The 16,059-nt window shown below is 70.3% G+C and carries 19 protein-coding genes; 9 read left to right on the top strand and 10 right to left on the bottom strand.

Annotated elements, in window-relative coordinates:
• The first annotated feature begins 321 nt into the window (after positions 1–321).
• Complete coding sequence (locus tag ABIA38_RS25770; protein WP_424641194.1) at positions 322–2,013, top strand: alpha/beta fold hydrolase; 1,692 nt, start codon at positions 322–324, stop codon at positions 2,011–2,013.
• 143 nt (positions 2,014–2,156) lie between these two features.
• Positions 2,157–2,531 carry a VOC family protein gene (locus tag ABIA38_RS25765; RefSeq protein ID WP_424641193.1) on the top strand — a complete coding sequence of 125 codons (375 nt, stop codon included), beginning with the start codon at positions 2,157–2,159 and terminating at the stop codon, positions 2,529–2,531.
• A gap of 28 nt (positions 2,532–2,559) precedes the next feature.
• On the opposite strand, the gene ABIA38_RS25760 is transcribed toward ABIA38_RS25765, so the two are convergent.
• The 3 genes from ABIA38_RS25760 to ABIA38_RS25750 all read right to left on the bottom strand — a co-directional run bounded on the left by ABIA38_RS25760 (position 2,560) and on the right by ABIA38_RS25750 (position 4,988).
• On the bottom strand, positions 2,560–3,708 hold the full coding sequence (locus ABIA38_RS25760) for an FAD-dependent monooxygenase (RefSeq protein ID WP_424641192.1): 1,149 nt from the start codon (positions 3,706–3,708) through the stop codon (positions 2,560–2,562).
• A gap of 145 nt (positions 3,709–3,853) precedes the next feature.
• Entirely contained in the window at positions 3,854–4,318 is a 465-nt protein-coding gene (locus ABIA38_RS25755) for an ATP-binding protein (RefSeq protein WP_424641191.1), read from the bottom strand.
• Between the two features lie 262 nt (positions 4,319–4,580).
• Positions 4,581–4,988, bottom strand: coding sequence for a hypothetical protein (locus ABIA38_RS25750; protein WP_424641190.1), 408 nt, complete (start codon positions 4,986–4,988; stop codon positions 4,581–4,583).
• A 394-nt stretch (positions 4,989–5,382) separates the two neighbouring features.
• Here ABIA38_RS25750 and ABIA38_RS25745 point away from each other — a divergent pair, with 394 nt between their 5' ends.
• Entirely contained in the window at positions 5,383–5,817 is a 435-nt protein-coding gene (locus ABIA38_RS25745) for an SRPBCC family protein (RefSeq protein WP_424641189.1), read from the top strand.
• Positions 5,818–5,821: 4 nt separating this feature from the next.
• On the opposite strand, the gene ABIA38_RS25740 is transcribed toward ABIA38_RS25745, so the two are convergent.
• Positions 5,822–6,109: a VOC family protein gene (locus ABIA38_RS25740; protein ID WP_424641188.1), complete on the bottom strand. Its 288-nt coding sequence runs from the start codon at positions 6,107–6,109 to the stop codon at positions 5,822–5,824.
• 234 nt (positions 6,110–6,343) lie between these two features.
• Here ABIA38_RS25740 and ABIA38_RS25735 point away from each other — a divergent pair, with 234 nt between their 5' ends.
• Entirely contained in the window at positions 6,344–6,499 is a 156-nt protein-coding gene (locus ABIA38_RS25735; RefSeq protein ID WP_424641187.1) for a hypothetical protein, read from the top strand.
• Positions 6,500–6,835: 336 nt separating this feature from the next.
• On the opposite strand, the gene ABIA38_RS25730 is transcribed toward ABIA38_RS25735, so the two are convergent.
• The 3 genes from ABIA38_RS25730 to ABIA38_RS25720 all read right to left on the bottom strand — a co-directional run bounded on the left by ABIA38_RS25730 (position 6,836) and on the right by ABIA38_RS25720 (position 8,136).
• Entirely contained in the window at positions 6,836–7,123 is a 288-nt protein-coding gene (locus tag ABIA38_RS25730; RefSeq protein WP_424641186.1) for a hypothetical protein, read from the bottom strand.
• A gap of 135 nt (positions 7,124–7,258) precedes the next feature.
• Positions 7,259–7,735, bottom strand: coding sequence for a hypothetical protein (locus ABIA38_RS25725; protein WP_424641185.1), 477 nt, complete (start codon positions 7,733–7,735; stop codon positions 7,259–7,261).
• 59 nt (positions 7,736–7,794) lie between these two features.
• Positions 7,795–8,136, bottom strand: coding sequence for a hypothetical protein (locus ABIA38_RS25720; RefSeq protein ID WP_424641184.1), 342 nt, complete (start codon positions 8,134–8,136; stop codon positions 7,795–7,797).
• A gap of 535 nt (positions 8,137–8,671) precedes the next feature.
• On the opposite strand from ABIA38_RS25720, the gene ABIA38_RS25715 reads away from it, so the two are divergent.
• Positions 8,672–9,586 carry an NAD-dependent epimerase/dehydratase family protein gene (locus ABIA38_RS25715; protein WP_424641183.1) on the top strand — a complete coding sequence of 305 codons (915 nt, stop codon included), beginning with the start codon at positions 8,672–8,674 and terminating at the stop codon, positions 9,584–9,586.
• On the opposite strand, the gene ABIA38_RS25710 is transcribed toward ABIA38_RS25715, so the two are convergent.
• Positions 9,583–10,422, bottom strand: coding sequence for a GNAT family N-acetyltransferase (locus ABIA38_RS25710; protein WP_424641261.1), 840 nt, complete (start codon positions 10,420–10,422; stop codon positions 9,583–9,585). The two genes, ABIA38_RS25715 and ABIA38_RS25710, sit on opposite strands and share 4 nt — an antisense overlap.
• A 181-nt stretch (positions 10,423–10,603) precedes the next feature.
• On the opposite strand from ABIA38_RS25710, the gene ABIA38_RS25705 reads away from it, so the two are divergent.
• Together ABIA38_RS25705 and ABIA38_RS25700 are read left to right on the top strand one after the other, a co-directional pair.
• Positions 10,604–10,981, top strand: coding sequence for a hypothetical protein (locus ABIA38_RS25705; RefSeq protein WP_424641182.1), 378 nt, complete (start codon positions 10,604–10,606; stop codon positions 10,979–10,981).
• Between the two features lie 167 nt (positions 10,982–11,148).
• Positions 11,149–11,364 (top strand): hypothetical protein, encoded by a 216-nt coding sequence (locus tag ABIA38_RS25700; RefSeq protein ID WP_424641181.1) that lies wholly within the window; start codon positions 11,149–11,151, stop codon positions 11,362–11,364.
• Between the two features lie 151 nt (positions 11,365–11,515).
• On the opposite strand, the gene ABIA38_RS25695 is transcribed toward ABIA38_RS25700, so the two are convergent.
• Together ABIA38_RS25695 and ABIA38_RS25690 are read right to left on the bottom strand one after the other, a co-directional pair.
• Complete coding sequence (locus tag ABIA38_RS25695) at positions 11,516–12,922, bottom strand: PrsW family intramembrane metalloprotease (protein WP_424641180.1); 1,407 nt, start codon at positions 12,920–12,922, stop codon at positions 11,516–11,518.
• A complete protein-coding gene (locus ABIA38_RS25690; RefSeq protein WP_424641179.1) occupies positions 12,919–13,527 on the bottom strand; it encodes a hypothetical protein in 609 nt (202 codons plus the stop codon). The genes ABIA38_RS25695 and ABIA38_RS25690 overlap by 4 nt, the downstream gene beginning before the upstream one ends.
• 300 nt (positions 13,528–13,827) lie before the next feature.
• On the opposite strand from ABIA38_RS25690, the gene ABIA38_RS25685 reads away from it, so the two are divergent.
• Both ABIA38_RS25685 and ABIA38_RS25680 read left to right on the top strand, forming a co-directional pair.
• Entirely contained in the window at positions 13,828–14,850 is a 1,023-nt protein-coding gene (locus ABIA38_RS25685) for an alpha/beta hydrolase (RefSeq protein ID WP_424641178.1), read from the top strand.
• Positions 14,851–14,890: 40 nt separating this feature from the next.
• Positions 14,891–15,985, top strand: a complete 1,095-nt coding sequence (locus tag ABIA38_RS25680; RefSeq protein ID WP_424641177.1) for an alpha/beta hydrolase — start codon at positions 14,891–14,893, stop codon at positions 15,983–15,985.
• Positions 15,986–16,059 lie beyond the last annotated feature (74 nt).

The following is a 16,059-nucleotide window of genomic DNA, read 5'->3' as shown; positions in this document are numbered from 1 at the left end:
AGCCGCCCCGCCGATTCACCTGTGACTGGTCGAGATCGTTGTCGCCTAAAGCGGTGCGTGTCCTGGGGTTTGCGGCAATTCTGGGTGCGTGGGCGGATCGTGATGCGGCTGCTCGGGACCGTGGTGGTCCCGGTGGCCGTGTACGTCCCCTGCCACCCGCGGGAAGAGAACAGCTCCCACGCGCACCCGAGGGGTTTGAACGGTGCCGGGTCACTCTTTCGAGTGACGGGGGAGGTTCACCACCAGGGGTGGACCGCGAGCAACGAGAGCATGCCTTCGACAGACGGTCCCATTCCCGGAATCTGGAAGGCGGGCACTCCCATGCCTGTTGATGGCCACTCGGCGGCTCCGTTCGCGCTCGACCCCGAAAGCGTTGCCACGCTGGACGCGATCCGCGAGGCGATGCTGGACCCGTCGCCGCGCCGCGTCGGCCGGCTCGACCAGTGGGGCCTGGCCGACACCTACGAGACGTACGCCGAGGTCGCCGAGTACCGCGAGACCCCGATCACCATGGCGGACGGAACCGTGATCGACGCGGCACTGAGCATGCCGCGCAACCTCGCGCCGAGCCAGACCTGTCCCGTGGTCGTCATGCCCGCCCCGCTGATCCCGATCGGCCGCCTGGCCTACCTCGGCATGTTCCCGCGCCTGGCGCTCGGCGGCTACGCCGTCCTGGCCTACAGCCAGCGGGGCCTGGCCGGCTCCGGCGGCGAAATCCACGTCGCCGGGCCGCAGGACGTCGCGGACGGCATCGAGATCCTCACCTGGCTGACCGGACAGGACGGCATCGATGCGGAGCGGATCGGTTGCTTCGGCGCGTCCTACGGCGCCGGGACGAGCCTGCTGCTGGCCGCGAAGGACAGCCGGGTCAAGGCCGTGGCCGGCGCCAGCGCCTGGGGAGACCTGTTCGCCTCCCTGTACGAGAACGACACCCGGCACACCGCGGCGTTCGAGGCGCTCGTCGCCCTGTTCGGCGAGGACCGCTGCTCCAAGGAGTTCCGCGGGGTCATCGAGAAGATCCGCAACAACACCATCGACGACGAGGTGAGGGAGTTCGCCCGGGTCCGCTCGCCGAAGCAGTACCTGAAGGCGTACAACGACAACAACCTGCCGGTCCTGATGACCACGTACTGGCACGAGACGATCTTCTCGGTGCCCGCCGTCGTCGACTTCTTCAAGGACCTCCGCAGCCCCAAGTCGCTGCTCGTCCAGGTCGGCGACCACGGCAACGGCGAACTCCCGGGCCTCCTGGGGCTGATCGCCAAGCCGACCGAGATGGCCTACCGCTGGCTGGACCACTACCTCGGCGGCTCGGCCGGCAGCGGGGCGCAGCCGCAGTTCGGGGTCCGCTCGGAGTACATGCACAACCTCCTGTCCGAACTGTCCCACGACAGCTGGGAGAAGTACGTCCTGCCCCGCAAGCGGTTCCACCTCGGCGCCGCGGCCTCCGGCAAGGCCGACGCACCGATGGCCGAGGGGCAGCCGCAGTCGGGCTGGACCCGTTCCCTCGACGCCACGGGCGAGAGCACCGAGGCCGTCGTCGCCCCACAGCTCGTCAAGACGGGCCTGGCCGAGCGCACCGGCCGGCCCCACACCTACAAGACCACCGCCATCGACCGCGACCTCGCCGCGGTCTGGACCACGGCGCCGCTGGAGCAGCCGATGCGCGTCCAGGGCGAGCTGGAGCTGCGGGTCACCGTCAAGCCGCAGGCGGCGGGGGACGCCTCGATCGTCGCCTACCTGATGGACTTCGACCCGGCGACCGGCAACGCCCGCATCATCACCCACGCCCCGTACACCCTCACCGGCCGACCTGTCGGTCAGGCCACCACGGTGACCTTCCCCCTCCAGCCCGCCCACTACGTGCTGGCCAAGGGCCGTCAGCTCCAGCTGATCATCGACTCCCACGACCCGTTCTTCTCCGACGCCAACACCACCCCGTCCACCATCGAGCTCTCATCCCCGAAGAACACCGAGGCATACCTCGACATCCCCCTCGCCCCCCTGCCCTGACGGCAGCACCCCGCAAAGCCCCACAACCGAACCCCGGTCCGGTCCGCCGACGAGCGGACCGGACCGGTCGCTCCCACCCCATCACCCGACCGACACCGCCCACCTCCACCGGCGATGTCGGTCCGCGTGCCTAACCTGGCCCAATGAACGTTCGCCGCGTCGTACCCAGCGTCTCCGCCACCGAGCTCGGCCCCAATCGGGACTTCTACCAGGACTTCCTCGGCTTCGAGCCGGCCATGGACGAGCCCGGCTTCCTGATGTTCCGCTCGCCGAGCAACCCCACCGCGCAGCTGATCGTGGTGACCGACGAGTGCGACTGGGACGCCCAGTCCGGCCGTACGGCGATGTCCATCGAGGTCGAGGACGTCGACGTGGCCTACGCGCAGGCCCGCGAGCGGGGCTACGAGATCGTGTACCCGATCACCGACGAGCCCTGGGGCGTACGGCGCTTCTTCGTCCGCGACCCGAACGGCAAGGTGCTCAACATCAACATGCACATCGCCGACGCCCCCGCCTGAGCCCGTCCGAGGCCACCCGGCAAACCCCTCACCGCACGCTGATCGACGCCCCGAGCGCGTGGCCGCCGAAGCCGTCGTCCGCATGTTGCGCGGCCCACCAGTCGACCATGCGCTCGGGCGTCATCGTGGCCCAGTCCGGGGTGTCCTCGACCATCGCGTAGCCCATCGCCCGCGCGACCCGGACCAGGTCCGCGCCCGCCGGGTAACGATCGGCCTGGTAGCGCGCCAGCACCTCGTCCCACGAGCCCGCCGGCCCCACCGCCCGGCACGCCGTCTCGAACGCCACCGCGTCCTGGATCCCCTTGACCGCACCACTGGCCACATGCGGCCGGGCGATCGCCGCCGCGTCCCCGGCCACCAGGGTGCGTCCACTCGTATACGCGTCCACGACCAGGTCGTTGATCGGCTGGATCAACGTCTCGCTCTCCGGTGTGCCGGTCACCAAGTCGGCCCAGAACGGCGGAAAGTACTTGCGAGCCAGCGCCAACAACGCCGGTCGCGCATCGGCCAGGCCACCCACCGAGCTGTAGAACCCCCACGACAGCCGGTCCTCATCACCGTCGGCGCCGGGTATTCGATACATCACGCCCTGCCCGTTCGGGACGCAGATCGAGATCAGATCGTCCATCGGCTCGTGCTCCCACCGGCAACTCCCGCGCCACATCGCGTAGCCCGAGTACTGCGGCCGAATCGTGGGAAACACCGCGGCCCGCACCGCGGACCCGTAGCCGTCCGCACCCACCACCACGTCGTAATGCTCACGCGTGCCGTCCGGGAGCCCGATCTCCCCGTCCGGACCGACCGTGACCGGCGTACCACCGCGATAGTCCACCTCGGCCGGGACCCGACGGCGCAGGCCCTGCCACAACTGGCCCCAGTTGTACATACGAAACGCGGCCGGCTGGTCCCAGACCAACCGTCCCCGCGCCGAATCGCCGTCGTCCAGAAGCCACTTGCGCCCCACCACGTTCCGCCACGGCGTGGTGTCGTCCAGGTATCCGGCGGCCACCAACTCGGCGTAGCGATCCACGTGCAGCGCGATCCCCACACCCCGATCGGCGAGTTCGCCCGTGGTCCGCTCGTACACGGTGACCTCGGCCCCACCCCGCGCCGCCGCCACCGCGAACGCACAGCCCGTGATACTCCCGCCGACCACCGCGACCCGCCCTACCGGCATGCCCATCTCCCTTGACTCGCATCCGACTTCGCACAGCCACCCGGACCACCAACCATCCGAGAGGACCCTACGGGATGCCTCGCGCCACCCGACCCACACCCACAACACCCCGGCGTGGCCACGTGGTTCGCCCACGTTCGCGCCTTCAGGGCAGCCTGTCCGCCGCCTGCGAAGCCCCTCCGGGCAGGTGCATGGTCATCCGGACCACCACGCCCTCCGGGCATTCGGCCACCTCGACCTCGTCACACAGGGCTCGGGCGAGCCACAGGCCGCGGCCCGGGGTCTCGTGTTTGTCGGTCAGGCGGGGGAAGGCACGGCGGCGGCAGCCGGTGGGATTGTCGCCGGCCACGTGGATCTCGCAGACCACCCGCCCCGCCCGGGGGACGCAGCGCAGCAGCGCGGGTCGGGAGCCGGCGCCGACCGCGCATGCGGCGATCTCGTGTACCGCCAGGACCAGGCAGTCGGGGCGGTCGCCGCCGAGGCCGACCGCGTCGGCATGGCGCCGCACCACGGCGCGGACCAGGCACAGGTCCGAGGCGCCGAACGGCAGTACCTCCACCGGACCACCGCCGGTACGCGGGCGGGCGTGGTCATGGTTCGGGCCGATCACCGCGCTCCCCCACTACGCTCCCCGAACGGTCGGTCCTCGGCCACGATCAGGCCACCCGCGCCGGTCCAGCCGAGCAGGTCGACCACCCGGCGCAGGGCCGGTCCCGCGGCGCGCAGGACCAGTCGCCGGTCCGGGCCGAGTCAGCCAAATCCAGCCCTGGCAAGCCAAATCCAGCCCGGCCGGCGTTTGAGGCCAAGTAGCCGGGCCGGCACTTGAGGCCACCCAGGCCGGAGGCCGGGTCAATCCCGCCCACCCGAGCGCCCTACGCCACCTCGGCGAACCGCGCCGCCGCGACCAACTGCGGATCACCGCTGCGCAGCGCGTCCTCGACCAGGGCAGCGGCCAGCGCCGGATCCCGTTGCCGCACCGCGAGGTACGGCAACGAGCGCAGCACGGCCCGGCGTTCGTGCGCGTCGCCACGCCAGTACAGGGTGCGCAGATGCGCGGACAGATCACACTCGGGCGTACGCACGGCCAATTCGGCCAGGGCCAGGACGCGCGCGGCGTCATCACAGGTCCAGCCCGGCAACCCGAGCAGCGGGGCCCGACCACACGCCCGCCCGGCGGCGGCGAACGCGGCGAAGTCGGCGAAGCTGGGCCAGTCCTGGCTACCCGGTTTGGCGGAGGCGGTGAACGCACTTCGCAGAGTTGCGATCGGCGGGTGGGGCATGGGCGGATCCTCCCGATGGCCGGTGATGCGGACTACGCACCTGTGGCTGTGCGTTCCCCATCCGGGAAGCCCCCCAATCGGCGAATTCACCTCCACCCGCGACCACACCACACCGGACCCCGCCGACCACGCCCCACGCCCGGCCGGAGCACCCCGCCTCGACCGCACGTTCGACGTCGGCTCCACCACCCGGCCCCACTCCCGAGCAGGGCTCCCACCTCGGCTCACCCCCACTCCACCCTCCACTCCACCCCCACTCCACTCGCACTCCGGTGACTCCCCGCGCTCGACTCGGTGCACGCGGCGCGCATGCGGCGCAGTCTTGACCTTCAGCGAACCGTTCGCGAACCCTTAGTGGGCTGACGTGGGCGTTCGCGAGATCTACGGTTGGTTCATGGTCCGTGAACCGCTCGTCGAGGTCAGTGTCGTGATCGCCGCGCCCGCCGAGGCCGTCTGGCACGCCCTCGTCGATCCGGACACCCGCGCCCTGTGGTGGAGCTACCTGGACCTGGACGCACGCGTGAACGGCCGGCTCTCCGAACCCTGGAGCGGCGCCAACGGCGAGGCCCGGCTGACCACCGGTCGGGTCGAGGCGATCGACCCGTGCCGCCTGCTGCGCTTCAACTGGGCCGACGACGACTGGGCCGTATCCACGACGGTGACCATCGAACTGTCCAGAGCCCGCCCCGGCACCCAACTCCGAGTCCGCGAAACCGGCTGGAACCGCCTCCCCGACGGCGCCAACCTGGCCGCCGCCCACCGCGACGGCTGGGGCGCCCATGTCGAAGACCTCCGCCGCTTCACCGAAGCCACCGGCGGCCCCCGCTGAACCCCTACCCCGGCGCCACCACGACTTCCACCATCACGGCCCGCCCATCAGGGTCCGTCAATCGATGCCGACCGACCGCCAACGGCGAGCTCGTCAACACGAGGCCAAGGCGCAGATATCCGGTGGTGGTCCGATCCGAGCGAGCCGGATACAGCTCGAGCACCGTGCCGTTGTCGAGCGTCGCCGCGTAGTGCTCGGGGCCACCCCCGTGCCGCTCGAACACCACCTCCAAGCCCAGCGACGCGTAGAACTCACGGCACGCGTCGAGCCGCAGCGTATAAAGAACGATCAAGCCCAGCCCAGGCGACACAACGCGAGTCAACCACGCCGGGCGCGCCGCCGTAACCTCCGCCCGTCCCCACCAACTGTGGCCACCGGTGGTTGACGAAAGCGTGGGCGGTAGTGTGGTCCGCGCCGCTCGGAGGACGAACGGCGGAGCGGGTCGTTCCCGGTTCGGGTCACCGGCGCGGCCGGGGGTGCGAACGGGCGGCGGCACCCCGCGGCTGCATCACCTTTGGGAGTCATCGTGTTGAACGCCCTCGGCACCTTCGCCGAACTCACCCCTTTCCTCGCGGTCGCGGTCGGCTTCACATTCGTGATCCGAGGCATCCTGCGCGCGGACCGGCGCGAGCGCGAGCACTACGCGAAGAAGGACGCCGAAGCCCAGGCACACTCGTCCTGACCCACACTTCGGACCACGCCGGCCACATACCTACCGACCGCAACGGCCGCCGGGTCTCCCCCGACTCGACGGCCACGCCGTCGCGCTACCGCCCGGGTCGGGCCGCACCCGCCCCGTTCTCCTTCTCCATCGGCTCGGCTCAGCTCCCGAAGGTCCACCGCCGCGCCCGCCGCCGGCGGCACGATGTCGACCCGCGTACGCCGCTCGCGATAGTCGACCGTGCCGCCCACGCCACCGACCCGCGTCGACGTCGGCGTACACACCGTCAACCGAACCGTGAGCTCGGTCCCGGGTCCCGGCGTCCAGGGGCATCCCACCACCGGCCCCCGCGCCCCCTCAGGCGATCCACACCAGGTTGATCACGCTCACCATCACCCGTTTCTCCTGCACGATGTACGTCGCGAACCCATGCGCCGCGAACGCCGCCTCCAGGGTGTCCCGCAGTCCGCCGCTCATCCGCGCGCCAACGGCCCACGGATCGTGCCGCAGCCGCCGCTCCAACTCCCCCCAGGCCCGACGCGCGGCGGCCGGCAGAGTACGCCGGATCGCCTCCGCCTCGACGTGGTACTCGACGCCGTAGTTCACCGCTGCGCCCGGAACGGATGGATCACGAGGTGCGGTCATACGCTCAAGCCTCGCACCACCCACCCCGTACGCCGGCTGCGGACACCGAAATTCCCCAGGCCCGCACCCGAGCCCACTCGCCCTCCCGCTCGCTCTCCCGCTCCCCCTCCCGTTCCCTCCGGGTCGCCCTCCCGATCACCCGGTCCACTCACCGCTCCGCCTACGCCACGCCGTCCGCAACGCCGCCAACTCCCGCCGAGGGAACGGCCGTCGCCAGTCCGCGTACCACCCGTCCTCGCCGAGATCGGCGGCCACCCGGTCGAACCCGCGCAGCACACTCCGCGCGAGCACCTCGATCGGATGGCGCGCCTCCCACAACACATCGCCGGGCCGATTGCGCGCGCTCGTGTCGGCATACGCGACGATCCGGATGTCGACCGCGTCGCCGTCCGGACTCAAGTGCCATAGATAGCCGTTGGGTTCGGCCTCGAACAGCACCTTGTGGTCACCCGGCTCGCCCAGCGCAAGCGCGGTCACCGCACTGATCAATTCCTCGGGCGCGGGCGTGAGATGGGAGACGATCAACTGCGCCTCCGAAACCGTGTCGGCAATGGTGCAGTCGGCCCAACCGGCGCCGGATGGAGTCCATGTGAACCACAGGGATGCCTTCATTCCGGTCATGCTGCCGGCCCCTCGGGGATCCGGACCATATCCCGCCCGAAGGGCCCGTTTCACGTATCCCCGACCCCCGGCCCGCCCCGAATCCGCACGTCCAACACGGCCGCCGCCCCCACCCGCCCGTCCCGAACCGCCTCGGCGCGCACCGCCGCGTGATACAGCCCCGCCACCGGCCCGAACTCGCGCGGAACCCGATACCGAACCGTCCACACCACCTCGGCCCCCGGCGAAATCGGCGCCCCGGGTTCCGGCTCGATCACCGCGACCCGCTCCGCGTCGAACACCCGAACCCGAAACCGCTCCGCCACACCCCCACAGTTGCGCACCACCAAGCGAGCCTCGACCACCTCCCCCGGCTCGACCACCACCCGAGCCCGCTCGAACCCGACCTGCACGGCAAGCCCCGGCGCCCCCACCGCCTGCCCACCCAAATCGGCCCCACAACGCGGCCCTTCGCAATACCCGTACCGCTCATCCGAAACCGGCGCTCCACAAAGCCGGCAACACCCCAACACACCCATACCAACCCCCGAAGGCAACTTCCCCATCCCCAAGGACGCCCAACCGACAGCCCCCGTTGCGCCCACACCCCAAACCTTCCCTTCCCCCCAACCCCAACCTCCACTAACGTGCCGCCACGCCCCTCACCAGCCGACACCACAACCAACCCCCAAAGCTCACCGCCCCCGTCCGACGCTTGCCGACAGCCGTCCGTAACCCACACCAACCGCAGCCCGAAACCCCAACCCTCGGACCACAGTTCAGCCCGTCCGGCGCTTGAGGACAGCCGTCCGCAGGACGCACCAACCGCACCAACCGAACCCCGAACGACCGACCCGCGAACCACTCCCCAGCCCGTCCGCCGGTTGAGGACAAACGAGCCGTCCGCAGGACCCCCGAACCCGCACAACCATTCGCACGGAGACCCAAATGGCACCGCTCACCGACGCCAAGATCGTCGTCACCGGCGCAACCGGCCAAGTCGCCGAACCCGTCGCCAAGATCCTCGCCCGGCACAACGACGTATACGCCGCAGCCCGCTTCCAGGACGACGAGGCCCGAGAGCGCCTGGAAGCCGCCGGCGTGACCTGCGTCAAGATCGACCTCGCCGCCGGAGACGTGGCCGCGCTACCCGCCGACGCCGACTACGTACTCAACTTCGCCGTCGCCAAAAACGGCGACTGGCCCCTCGACCTCGACGCAAACGCGGGCGGCGTACTGTCCCTGATGGAGCATCACCAATCCGCCCGCGCCTTCCTGCACTGCTCCTCCACGGCCGTCTACCGGCCCGCGGGGCACCAGGAGCTGGCGGAATCCGCCGCTCTCGGCGACAACCACGGCGTCTGGTCGTTCCTGGAGACGTACAGCATCTGCAAGATCGCCGCCGAGGCCGCCGCCCGCTGGGGCGCCCGCCGATTCGCCCTGCCCACCACGATCGCGCGCCTGTCCGTGCCCTATGGCGACAACGGCGGCTGGCCGGCCATCCACCTGGAGATGATGCTCGGCGGCGCACCGATCGACGTACACACCAACACACCGAGCGTCTACCACCCGATCCACGTCGACGACATCGTGCACACCCTCCCCGCGCTGTTCGCCGCCGCCACCCCCGAGGTGACCACCGTCAACTGGGGCGGCAGCGACCCGGTGAGCATCGAGGAGTGGTGCGCCTACCTGGCCGAACTCACCGGCGCCACCGCCGAGTTCAACCCCACCGAGGCCACCATCGAGTCGGTCGCGCTGGACCTGACCCGGATGCACGAGATCACCGGTCGCACCACCGTCCACTGGCAGGACGGCATGCGCCGAATGGTCGAAGCCCTGCACCCGGAACTACTCGCCTAACCCGACACCACACGGCCACCATCCGCATCCACCCCACCACCGGCGAACGCATGCTCGGTGACCGGCCCGAGTACCGCGAACCCCAACTTCCGGTACACGGGCTCCCCCACCGCCGAAGCCTGCAACACCGCCACGGGATGCCCCGCGTCCACCGCCGTATCCAACGCCGCCCGAGTCAGCGCCGCGCCATACCCACGCCGCCGATCCGTGGCGAGCGTCGCGATGTTGTACACCCCCGCCACCCCCGCGTGCAGGAACACCTCGGCCGTGGCCACCGGCCGATCCCCCTCGTACCCCACCAGGTACCGCGCCGCAGACCCGAGCGCGGCCTCGGCCGTCAGCTCGGCGAACCGCACCACGTCGCGCGCGGACGGCGTCCACAACGTCGCCAACACCCCCGCGAAATCGAGCAACCCGCCCCGCGTACACACCGGTTCGATCCGCAACCCACTCGGCATCCCACCCGGCACCGCACCCGGCATCCCACCCGGCACCGCACCCGCCGCCGACCCGGTCCGATCCCACCGCGTCCACATCGCGACCTCGGACTCGTTGACCGGCAGCCCCCGCGCCACCAACCGCTCGGCCAGATCCGCCGGCCGCGACCCCTGGGTGACCCACCACGAGAACGGCCGCCCGGTGGCCGCGATCCGCCGAATCGTCCGCTCGACGACCGGCCCCGCCGTCTCGGCGGTCAACCGCGCGCCCGCGACGATGTTGTACGAGTCGTGCGCCAACCCGCTGTCCGCGACGGTCACCGCATCGTCCTCGTCCACCCGCATCCCCGGCGTGACCCGATGCAGGTGGCACGCGTGTTCGGCGAGGTTCCGGTCCATGGCGTCGGTCAACTCAAGCATCCGTCCATTGTGACCACCCCGCCCACTCACCCCACTCACCCCCCCAGCCCACCCAATCCACCCGACCCACGCGGCCCATGTGCCGCCGAAGGCACAGGCGTTCCGGTCCCGAAGGGCAAACGTGCCGAACCCGTGACCGGGCGCCGGCACACTCGGCCGGGTGACCGAATCGCCTGACACCCCGTCGCGTACCGAGGATCCCGCCTGGCACTCCGTCCGCTGCCTGTTCCACCATCAGCCGGACGTCTACGAGGAACGCATCACCCTCTGGCGGGCGGCCGACTTCGCCGAGGCCATCGCCCTCGCCGAGGCGGACGCGCTCGAATACGCACGCGATGTCGACGACGCCGAATACCTCGGCCTCGCCCAGGCGTTCCGGCTGTTCGACGCCCACATAGAACACGGCATGGAGGTCTTCTCGTTGGCCCGCGACAGCCCGCTCGAACCGACCGAATACCTCGACGCGTTCTTCGACACGGGCACCGAACGACAGCGCCGGATCATGGCCGACCCCGACCCGCCGAACGCCACCCGCTGAGCGCCCCGCCGCACCCCGCACCACCCGCCACATCCGGCGCAGCACGTGGCCGCGCGGCCACGCCCGGTGTTCACCCTCGCCCGCTCGGGTTCACAAGGTCGGCTTCACCCGGGACCATGGAGGGCAACTGCCCTATATGGATGGATAGGTAGGTAGGGAGGAGCACCATGGACGGACTCGTCGTACTCGCCGTGTCCGCGTGTCTGCTCGGCCTGACCGTGCTCCTGGTGGTGCGCGCACTCGGCCGACGCGACCTCAGCACCGCGCCCCGGGATCTGCTGCGCGAGGATCGGCTCGCCGACCTCGAGGAAGCCGAATGGCCCCCGCAGCCCGAACCGCCCCGGCAGCCCGACGACACCACCCCGAATCCGCGCCGCCGCTGACCGGCACCGCGCCGACGACGTACCCACCCGGACAACATCAAGCACCCATCCGGCATCCGGATACGCACCATCACAACCCGCGCAAGCCACACCCGCGGCCACCCCACGCCGGCCGGCCCAACACCCACAGCCCCACAGACCCACAGACCCACTACGGAACCTCCGGCAACCCCTCCCCCCGCCCCACCCCAGGCCCCATCGACCCCTCCACCACATCCTCCGCATCCTCCGCATCCACGCCATCGGCCACTTCCACGGCCTTCACCACCTCGGCCACTTCAGCCACCCCACCCACATCCCCCACATCCCCCACATCCCCCACATCCCCCACATCCCCCATGGCTCGCATCCCCCGCATCCCGTGCGCCTCCGGCGCCCCCCGCGCCTCCACATCCGCCGCCACCACCATCGCCCGAGCCCGGTCGATCCGCCGATGCCACCGAGCCACCCCGGGATCCGTCTCCGGATCCGCCGATCGCGCCAGCGCGACCCCATAGCCCAACTGGGCCCGCTGCAACCGGCTCTGCGCCCGAGCCGCCTTGCGCCCGTGTGCCCGCCGAGCCGCCTCGACCGCCTCCTTCCGGGTCTTGTTCGAGGCCAGCGCCGCCAACTCCCGCAGCGGCAACAGCTCCGGCTCGTCGCCCACCGCGCGCGCGAACCAGCGGTACTCCTCCCGCGCCGCGAGCCGGTAGACGTAGCTCGCGATCGCCAGCACCACCAACCCGTTGAGCACGATCTGCACGATGGTCAGGTACCAGTCGGTACGCCCCAGAACGATCTCCAACAGCGGCGAGTTGTTCACGAAGTGCAAGCCCCAGGCCACCACGTACAGCGCCACCGCCACCGCGACCCGCACCACCATCGGCCGGCGTACCCCGACCAACAGGTACACCGCACCCGCTCCCGTCATCGCGGTGAACGCGGCGTGGCTCCACAGCCCGTTGACGATCGCCCGGACGAAGAAGCTGGCCACGATCCCGGAGGTCCAGGTCTCGCCGGACTGGATCGCCGCGTTCAGCCCGTACATCACGTTCTCGACCACCTGGAAGCCCAGGCCGACCAGTGCACCGATGACGAAGCCGTCGAGCACGTTCTCGAAGACCCGCCGGTTGATCAGGATCAGTACCACGACGCCGAGCAGCTTGAGCGTCTCCTCGACCACCGGTGCCGAGACCGAGGCGCCCCAGTCGGTGGAGAACTCCGGGTCCACCTTGGCCAGGTAGCTGAGCAGGTTGTCGTTGGCCACGACGGCGAACCCGGTGGCCACCACGCCGCCCCAGACCACCGCCGCGATGCAGAACGACAGCGGCTCGCGCTCGAACAGTTCGAGGTGGGTGATCACCGCGAGCGCCGGGATCAACCACAGCGTATGGATCACCACACTCAGCACCAGCGCGCCCGACGGGGCGGCCGACGACAGCCGAACGAAGTTCGGCACCACGCTCGCGGCCCCGAGCACCAGCGCCATCGGGTAGAACCAAAATGCCGCACGCGCCGGCTGCACGATGCCGCCCGCGTCCCGGCGCCCCCGGCGGTCGGTCAACGGCGCCACGCTCACGAGGGGACCACCTCCACCGAGTCCAGCATCCGCGCCACGTCGTCGGCCACCGCCGCGGTCAGCGGCGCGCTGTGCCGGGCAGTGAGCGAGACGCCCAGACCTTGACCGCCGGCGACCAGCACGGTGAGCGTGCCGGAAACGGTGCTCCCGGTGATCGACGTGACCAGCCCGGTCAGGCCGCGCGCGGTGGTCACCGGGGCCGGGTCGCTGCCGATCCGGCCGCGTCCGGTCGCCTCGTAGCGCCGCGCCGCCGCCTTGAGCGCCCCCGCCGCCGAGGACTGCCGGCCCAGCGGGGTCAGCCGATACTTCGTCGCGCCCTTGACCAGCACGCTGACCATGTCCGCCGAGGACGCGCCCCGGTCGATCTGCCAGCCGGGGGCCGGGTGGTACCGGAAGGCGCCCAGCGTGACCACCTGGCCGGCGGTCACCGGCGCGGCGCCGACGACGGAGTGGTTGAGCAGGTACGGGACGACGATCAGCACCAGCATCACGGCAGCCACCACGACGGTCGCGCGCAGCCCGTGCGGTCGCGGGAGCGCACGCGGACGCGCGCCCCGTCCCGGCCGGGCGGCGGACGGTGGCGGAACGGGGGCGGTGAGCGACAAGCGCGACTCCTGTCTGCGGGGAAGCCTGCAAAGCCTGCAAGCCGGCGGAAAGCTACGGAAGCCTGCGGAACCTGGCGAAACCCGCGCAGGAAGGCGTCTCGGCCGGTACCCTCCGCACTCCGGAATGTCACTCCACGTTCGCCCACACGAGTGAAGCCATCACGGTAAAATCACGAAAACGCTGTTTACGTCCCACCGATCGATGGACGGCTGTTACAGAGCCGTCGAGTGACCGCTTCACCGCCCGGTTAAGGTCGTTTTTGTCAACAGCACCCTCTGACGCCTGCCGGAGCCCTTCCCTTGAACCCCCTTTCCGCACGTCGTCGTGCGACGGCGATGCTCGGTGCCGTACTGCTCGCGGTAACCGCGGTCGCGTGCGGCTCGTCCGGCGACTCGTCGACCGATCACGCCAAGAGCACGACCGGGCCGAACCAACCCGGCGGGCAATCGACGACCCCGCCGGGCAAGTCCGCCGCGCCGACCAAGGTCGCCATGCCGACCGGCCCCGCGACGAACTTCACGACCGCCACGACCACCCCGGTCGGGCCGATCATGATGACCACGTACACCGGCCCCAAGTCCGGGGTCACCGGCAAGGTGTGGGTGTGGCTGCCGCCCGAGTACAACGACCCGAAGTACGCGAAGCACGGCTTCCCGGTACTCACGCTGTACGCGGGCGGCCAGAGCAACGGCTACAACACCTGGACCGACAACCAGTTGCCGATCCAGGCGATGAACACCCAAGAGGTCAAGGCGGGCAAGAGCCACCCCTTCATCATGGTGATGCCCGTACAGAACCTGGAGAAGGACGAGAAGCGCAGCCTCGAGTGCAGTGACATCCCGGGCCAGCCGAAGATGGGCACTTGGATGTCACAGGACATCCCCGATCTGGTCAAGGCCAACTTCCGCACCCTGCGTGATCCCGCCGGCTGGGGTCTGATGGGCGCGTCGACCGGCGCGTTCTGCAGCGTCAAGCTGGCCCTGCAACACCCCGACCAGTTCAAGGTCGCGGTGCCGATCGACGGCTACTTCAACCCCGACAGCCCGCTGTGGAAGGGTCACGAGGCCGATCGACTGGCCAACAGCCCGGACCAGTTGATCGGGGCGGGCAAGGCCGACATCGACATCTACGCGACCGCGGGCGGCGGCGATGCGGCCGAGGTCAAGCTGGTCAAGGCCTTCGTCGCGAAGGCGGCGCCACCCGTGAAGATCGAGTACTACGAGCAGCCCGGCGGGAAGCATCTCACTTCGCATTTCAAGAAGATGACGCCAGACCTGCTCGGCTGGCTCGGCCGGCACATGTCCCCACCCACCGCCGACTGACCGTGTCCGGACCGTCGCTGAATCACCCTGGAAGACCACAGTGAGCCTGACCGGTACTCCCTTCTACATAACGACCATCGTGCTCGCGATAGCAGCCCTGGTGCTGGCCCTGGCGGTCTGGAATCGGATCCCCGGTCCCAACCCGGTCAAGATCATCGCCCGGCTGTTCTTGCTGGTCACCTGCCAGGCGACGGCCATCATGATGGTCTTCGTGATGGTCAACAACGCGAACAGCCTCTACGACACCTGGGACGACTTCCTGGGCACCGGCGGCAGCCACGTGGTCGAGGCCCGCGAGCCGGCCCCGCCGCCCGCGCCCGAGCAGAAGATACTCAGCAAGTTCGAGCCGGCCTCCGACAGCAAGATGGGCGAAGGCGTCCAGGAGACCAGCCTCAAGGGCGCGCAGTCGGGCATCGAGGCCGAGGTCTACGTGTGGCTGCCGCCGCAGTACAAGGACCCGGCGTTCGCGGACAAGAAGTTCCCGGTCGTCGAACTGCTGCCCGGCTACCCCGGCTCGGCCAAGGCCTGGTTCGGCACGCTGGACGTCAACGGCCAGCTCAAGGGCATGATGACCAAGGGCGAGGTGCAGCCGTTCATCCTGGTCTCGCCGCGCACCAAGCTGCTCGCGGGCAACGAGGACACCGGCTGCGCGGACGTGCCGGGCAAGGCCAACGCGGACACCTGGATCTCCGGCGACGTACGCCGCATGGTGATCGACAACTTCCGGGCCGAGTCCGACCCCAAGCACTGGGCGATCGCGGGCTACTCGGCCGGCGCCCACTGCGCGACGCGGATGGCCCTGCTCCACCCCGACCGCTACAGCGCCGGGGTGAGCCTCTCCGGCTACAACGACCCCAAGGGCGAGTCCGACTCGGTCACTGCCAAGGACCCCGCTCTCCGCGTGGCCTCCAACCCGCTCACCATCCTCAAGAACGCCCAGCAGCCCCCCAAGGTCTCGCTGTACATGGCGGGCGAAAAGGGCGACGGCTACGGCGACGCCCAGGCGCTCAAGACCGCCGCCAAGCCCCCCACGGCCGTCACAGTCGCCGAAATCGCCGGCGGCGGCCACGGCACCGACGTCTGGCGCGGAATGGTCCCCAACGTCTTCCGCTGGCTGACCAAAACAATGGTCTGACCCACCCCCAAGGTGCCGGCCGAGCCACCCCCACAGCCCGGCCGGCACCCAACACCCCCCGTCCCAGCCAACCT

Origin of the sequence: Embleya sp. AB8 (assembly GCF_049739465.1) — a bacterium.
Classification (GTDB): Bacteria; Actinomycetota; Actinomycetes; order Streptomycetales; family Streptomycetaceae; genus Embleya.
Note: the sequence above shows the minus strand (reverse complement) of the source record. Positions and strands in the feature narration are given on the sequence as shown.

Coding starts and splice junctions, on each gene's coding strand:
- ABIA38_RS25730 (WP_424641186.1), bottom strand. CDS start 7,123: ATGACCGCACCTCGTGATCCATCCGTTCCGGGCGCAGCGGTGAACTAC.
- ABIA38_RS25700 (WP_424641181.1), top strand. CDS start 11,149: ATGGACGGACTCGTCGTACTCGCCGTGTCCGCGTGTCTGCTCGGCCTG.
- ABIA38_RS25715 (WP_424641183.1), top strand. CDS start 8,672: ATGGCACCGCTCACCGACGCCAAGATCGTCGTCACCGGCGCAACCGGC.
- ABIA38_RS25765 (WP_424641193.1), top strand. CDS start 2,157: ATGAACGTTCGCCGCGTCGTACCCAGCGTCTCCGCCACCGAGCTCGGC.
- ABIA38_RS25725 (WP_424641185.1), bottom strand. CDS start 7,735: ATGAAGGCATCCCTGTGGTTCACATGGACTCCATCCGGCGCCGGTTGG.
- ABIA38_RS25760 (WP_424641192.1), bottom strand. CDS start 3,708: ATGCCGGTAGGGCGGGTCGCGGTGGTCGGCGGGAGTATCACGGGCTGT.
- ABIA38_RS25710 (WP_424641261.1), bottom strand. CDS start 10,422: ATGGACCGGAACCTCGCCGAACACGCGTGCCACCTGCATCGGGTCACG.
- ABIA38_RS25745 (WP_424641189.1), top strand. CDS start 5,383: ATGGTCCGTGAACCGCTCGTCGAGGTCAGTGTCGTGATCGCCGCGCCC.
- ABIA38_RS25750 (WP_424641190.1), bottom strand. CDS start 4,988: ATGCCCCACCCGCCGATCGCAACTCTGCGAAGTGCGTTCACCGCCTCC.
- ABIA38_RS25770 (WP_424641194.1), top strand. CDS start 322: ATGCCTGTTGATGGCCACTCGGCGGCTCCGTTCGCGCTCGACCCCGAA.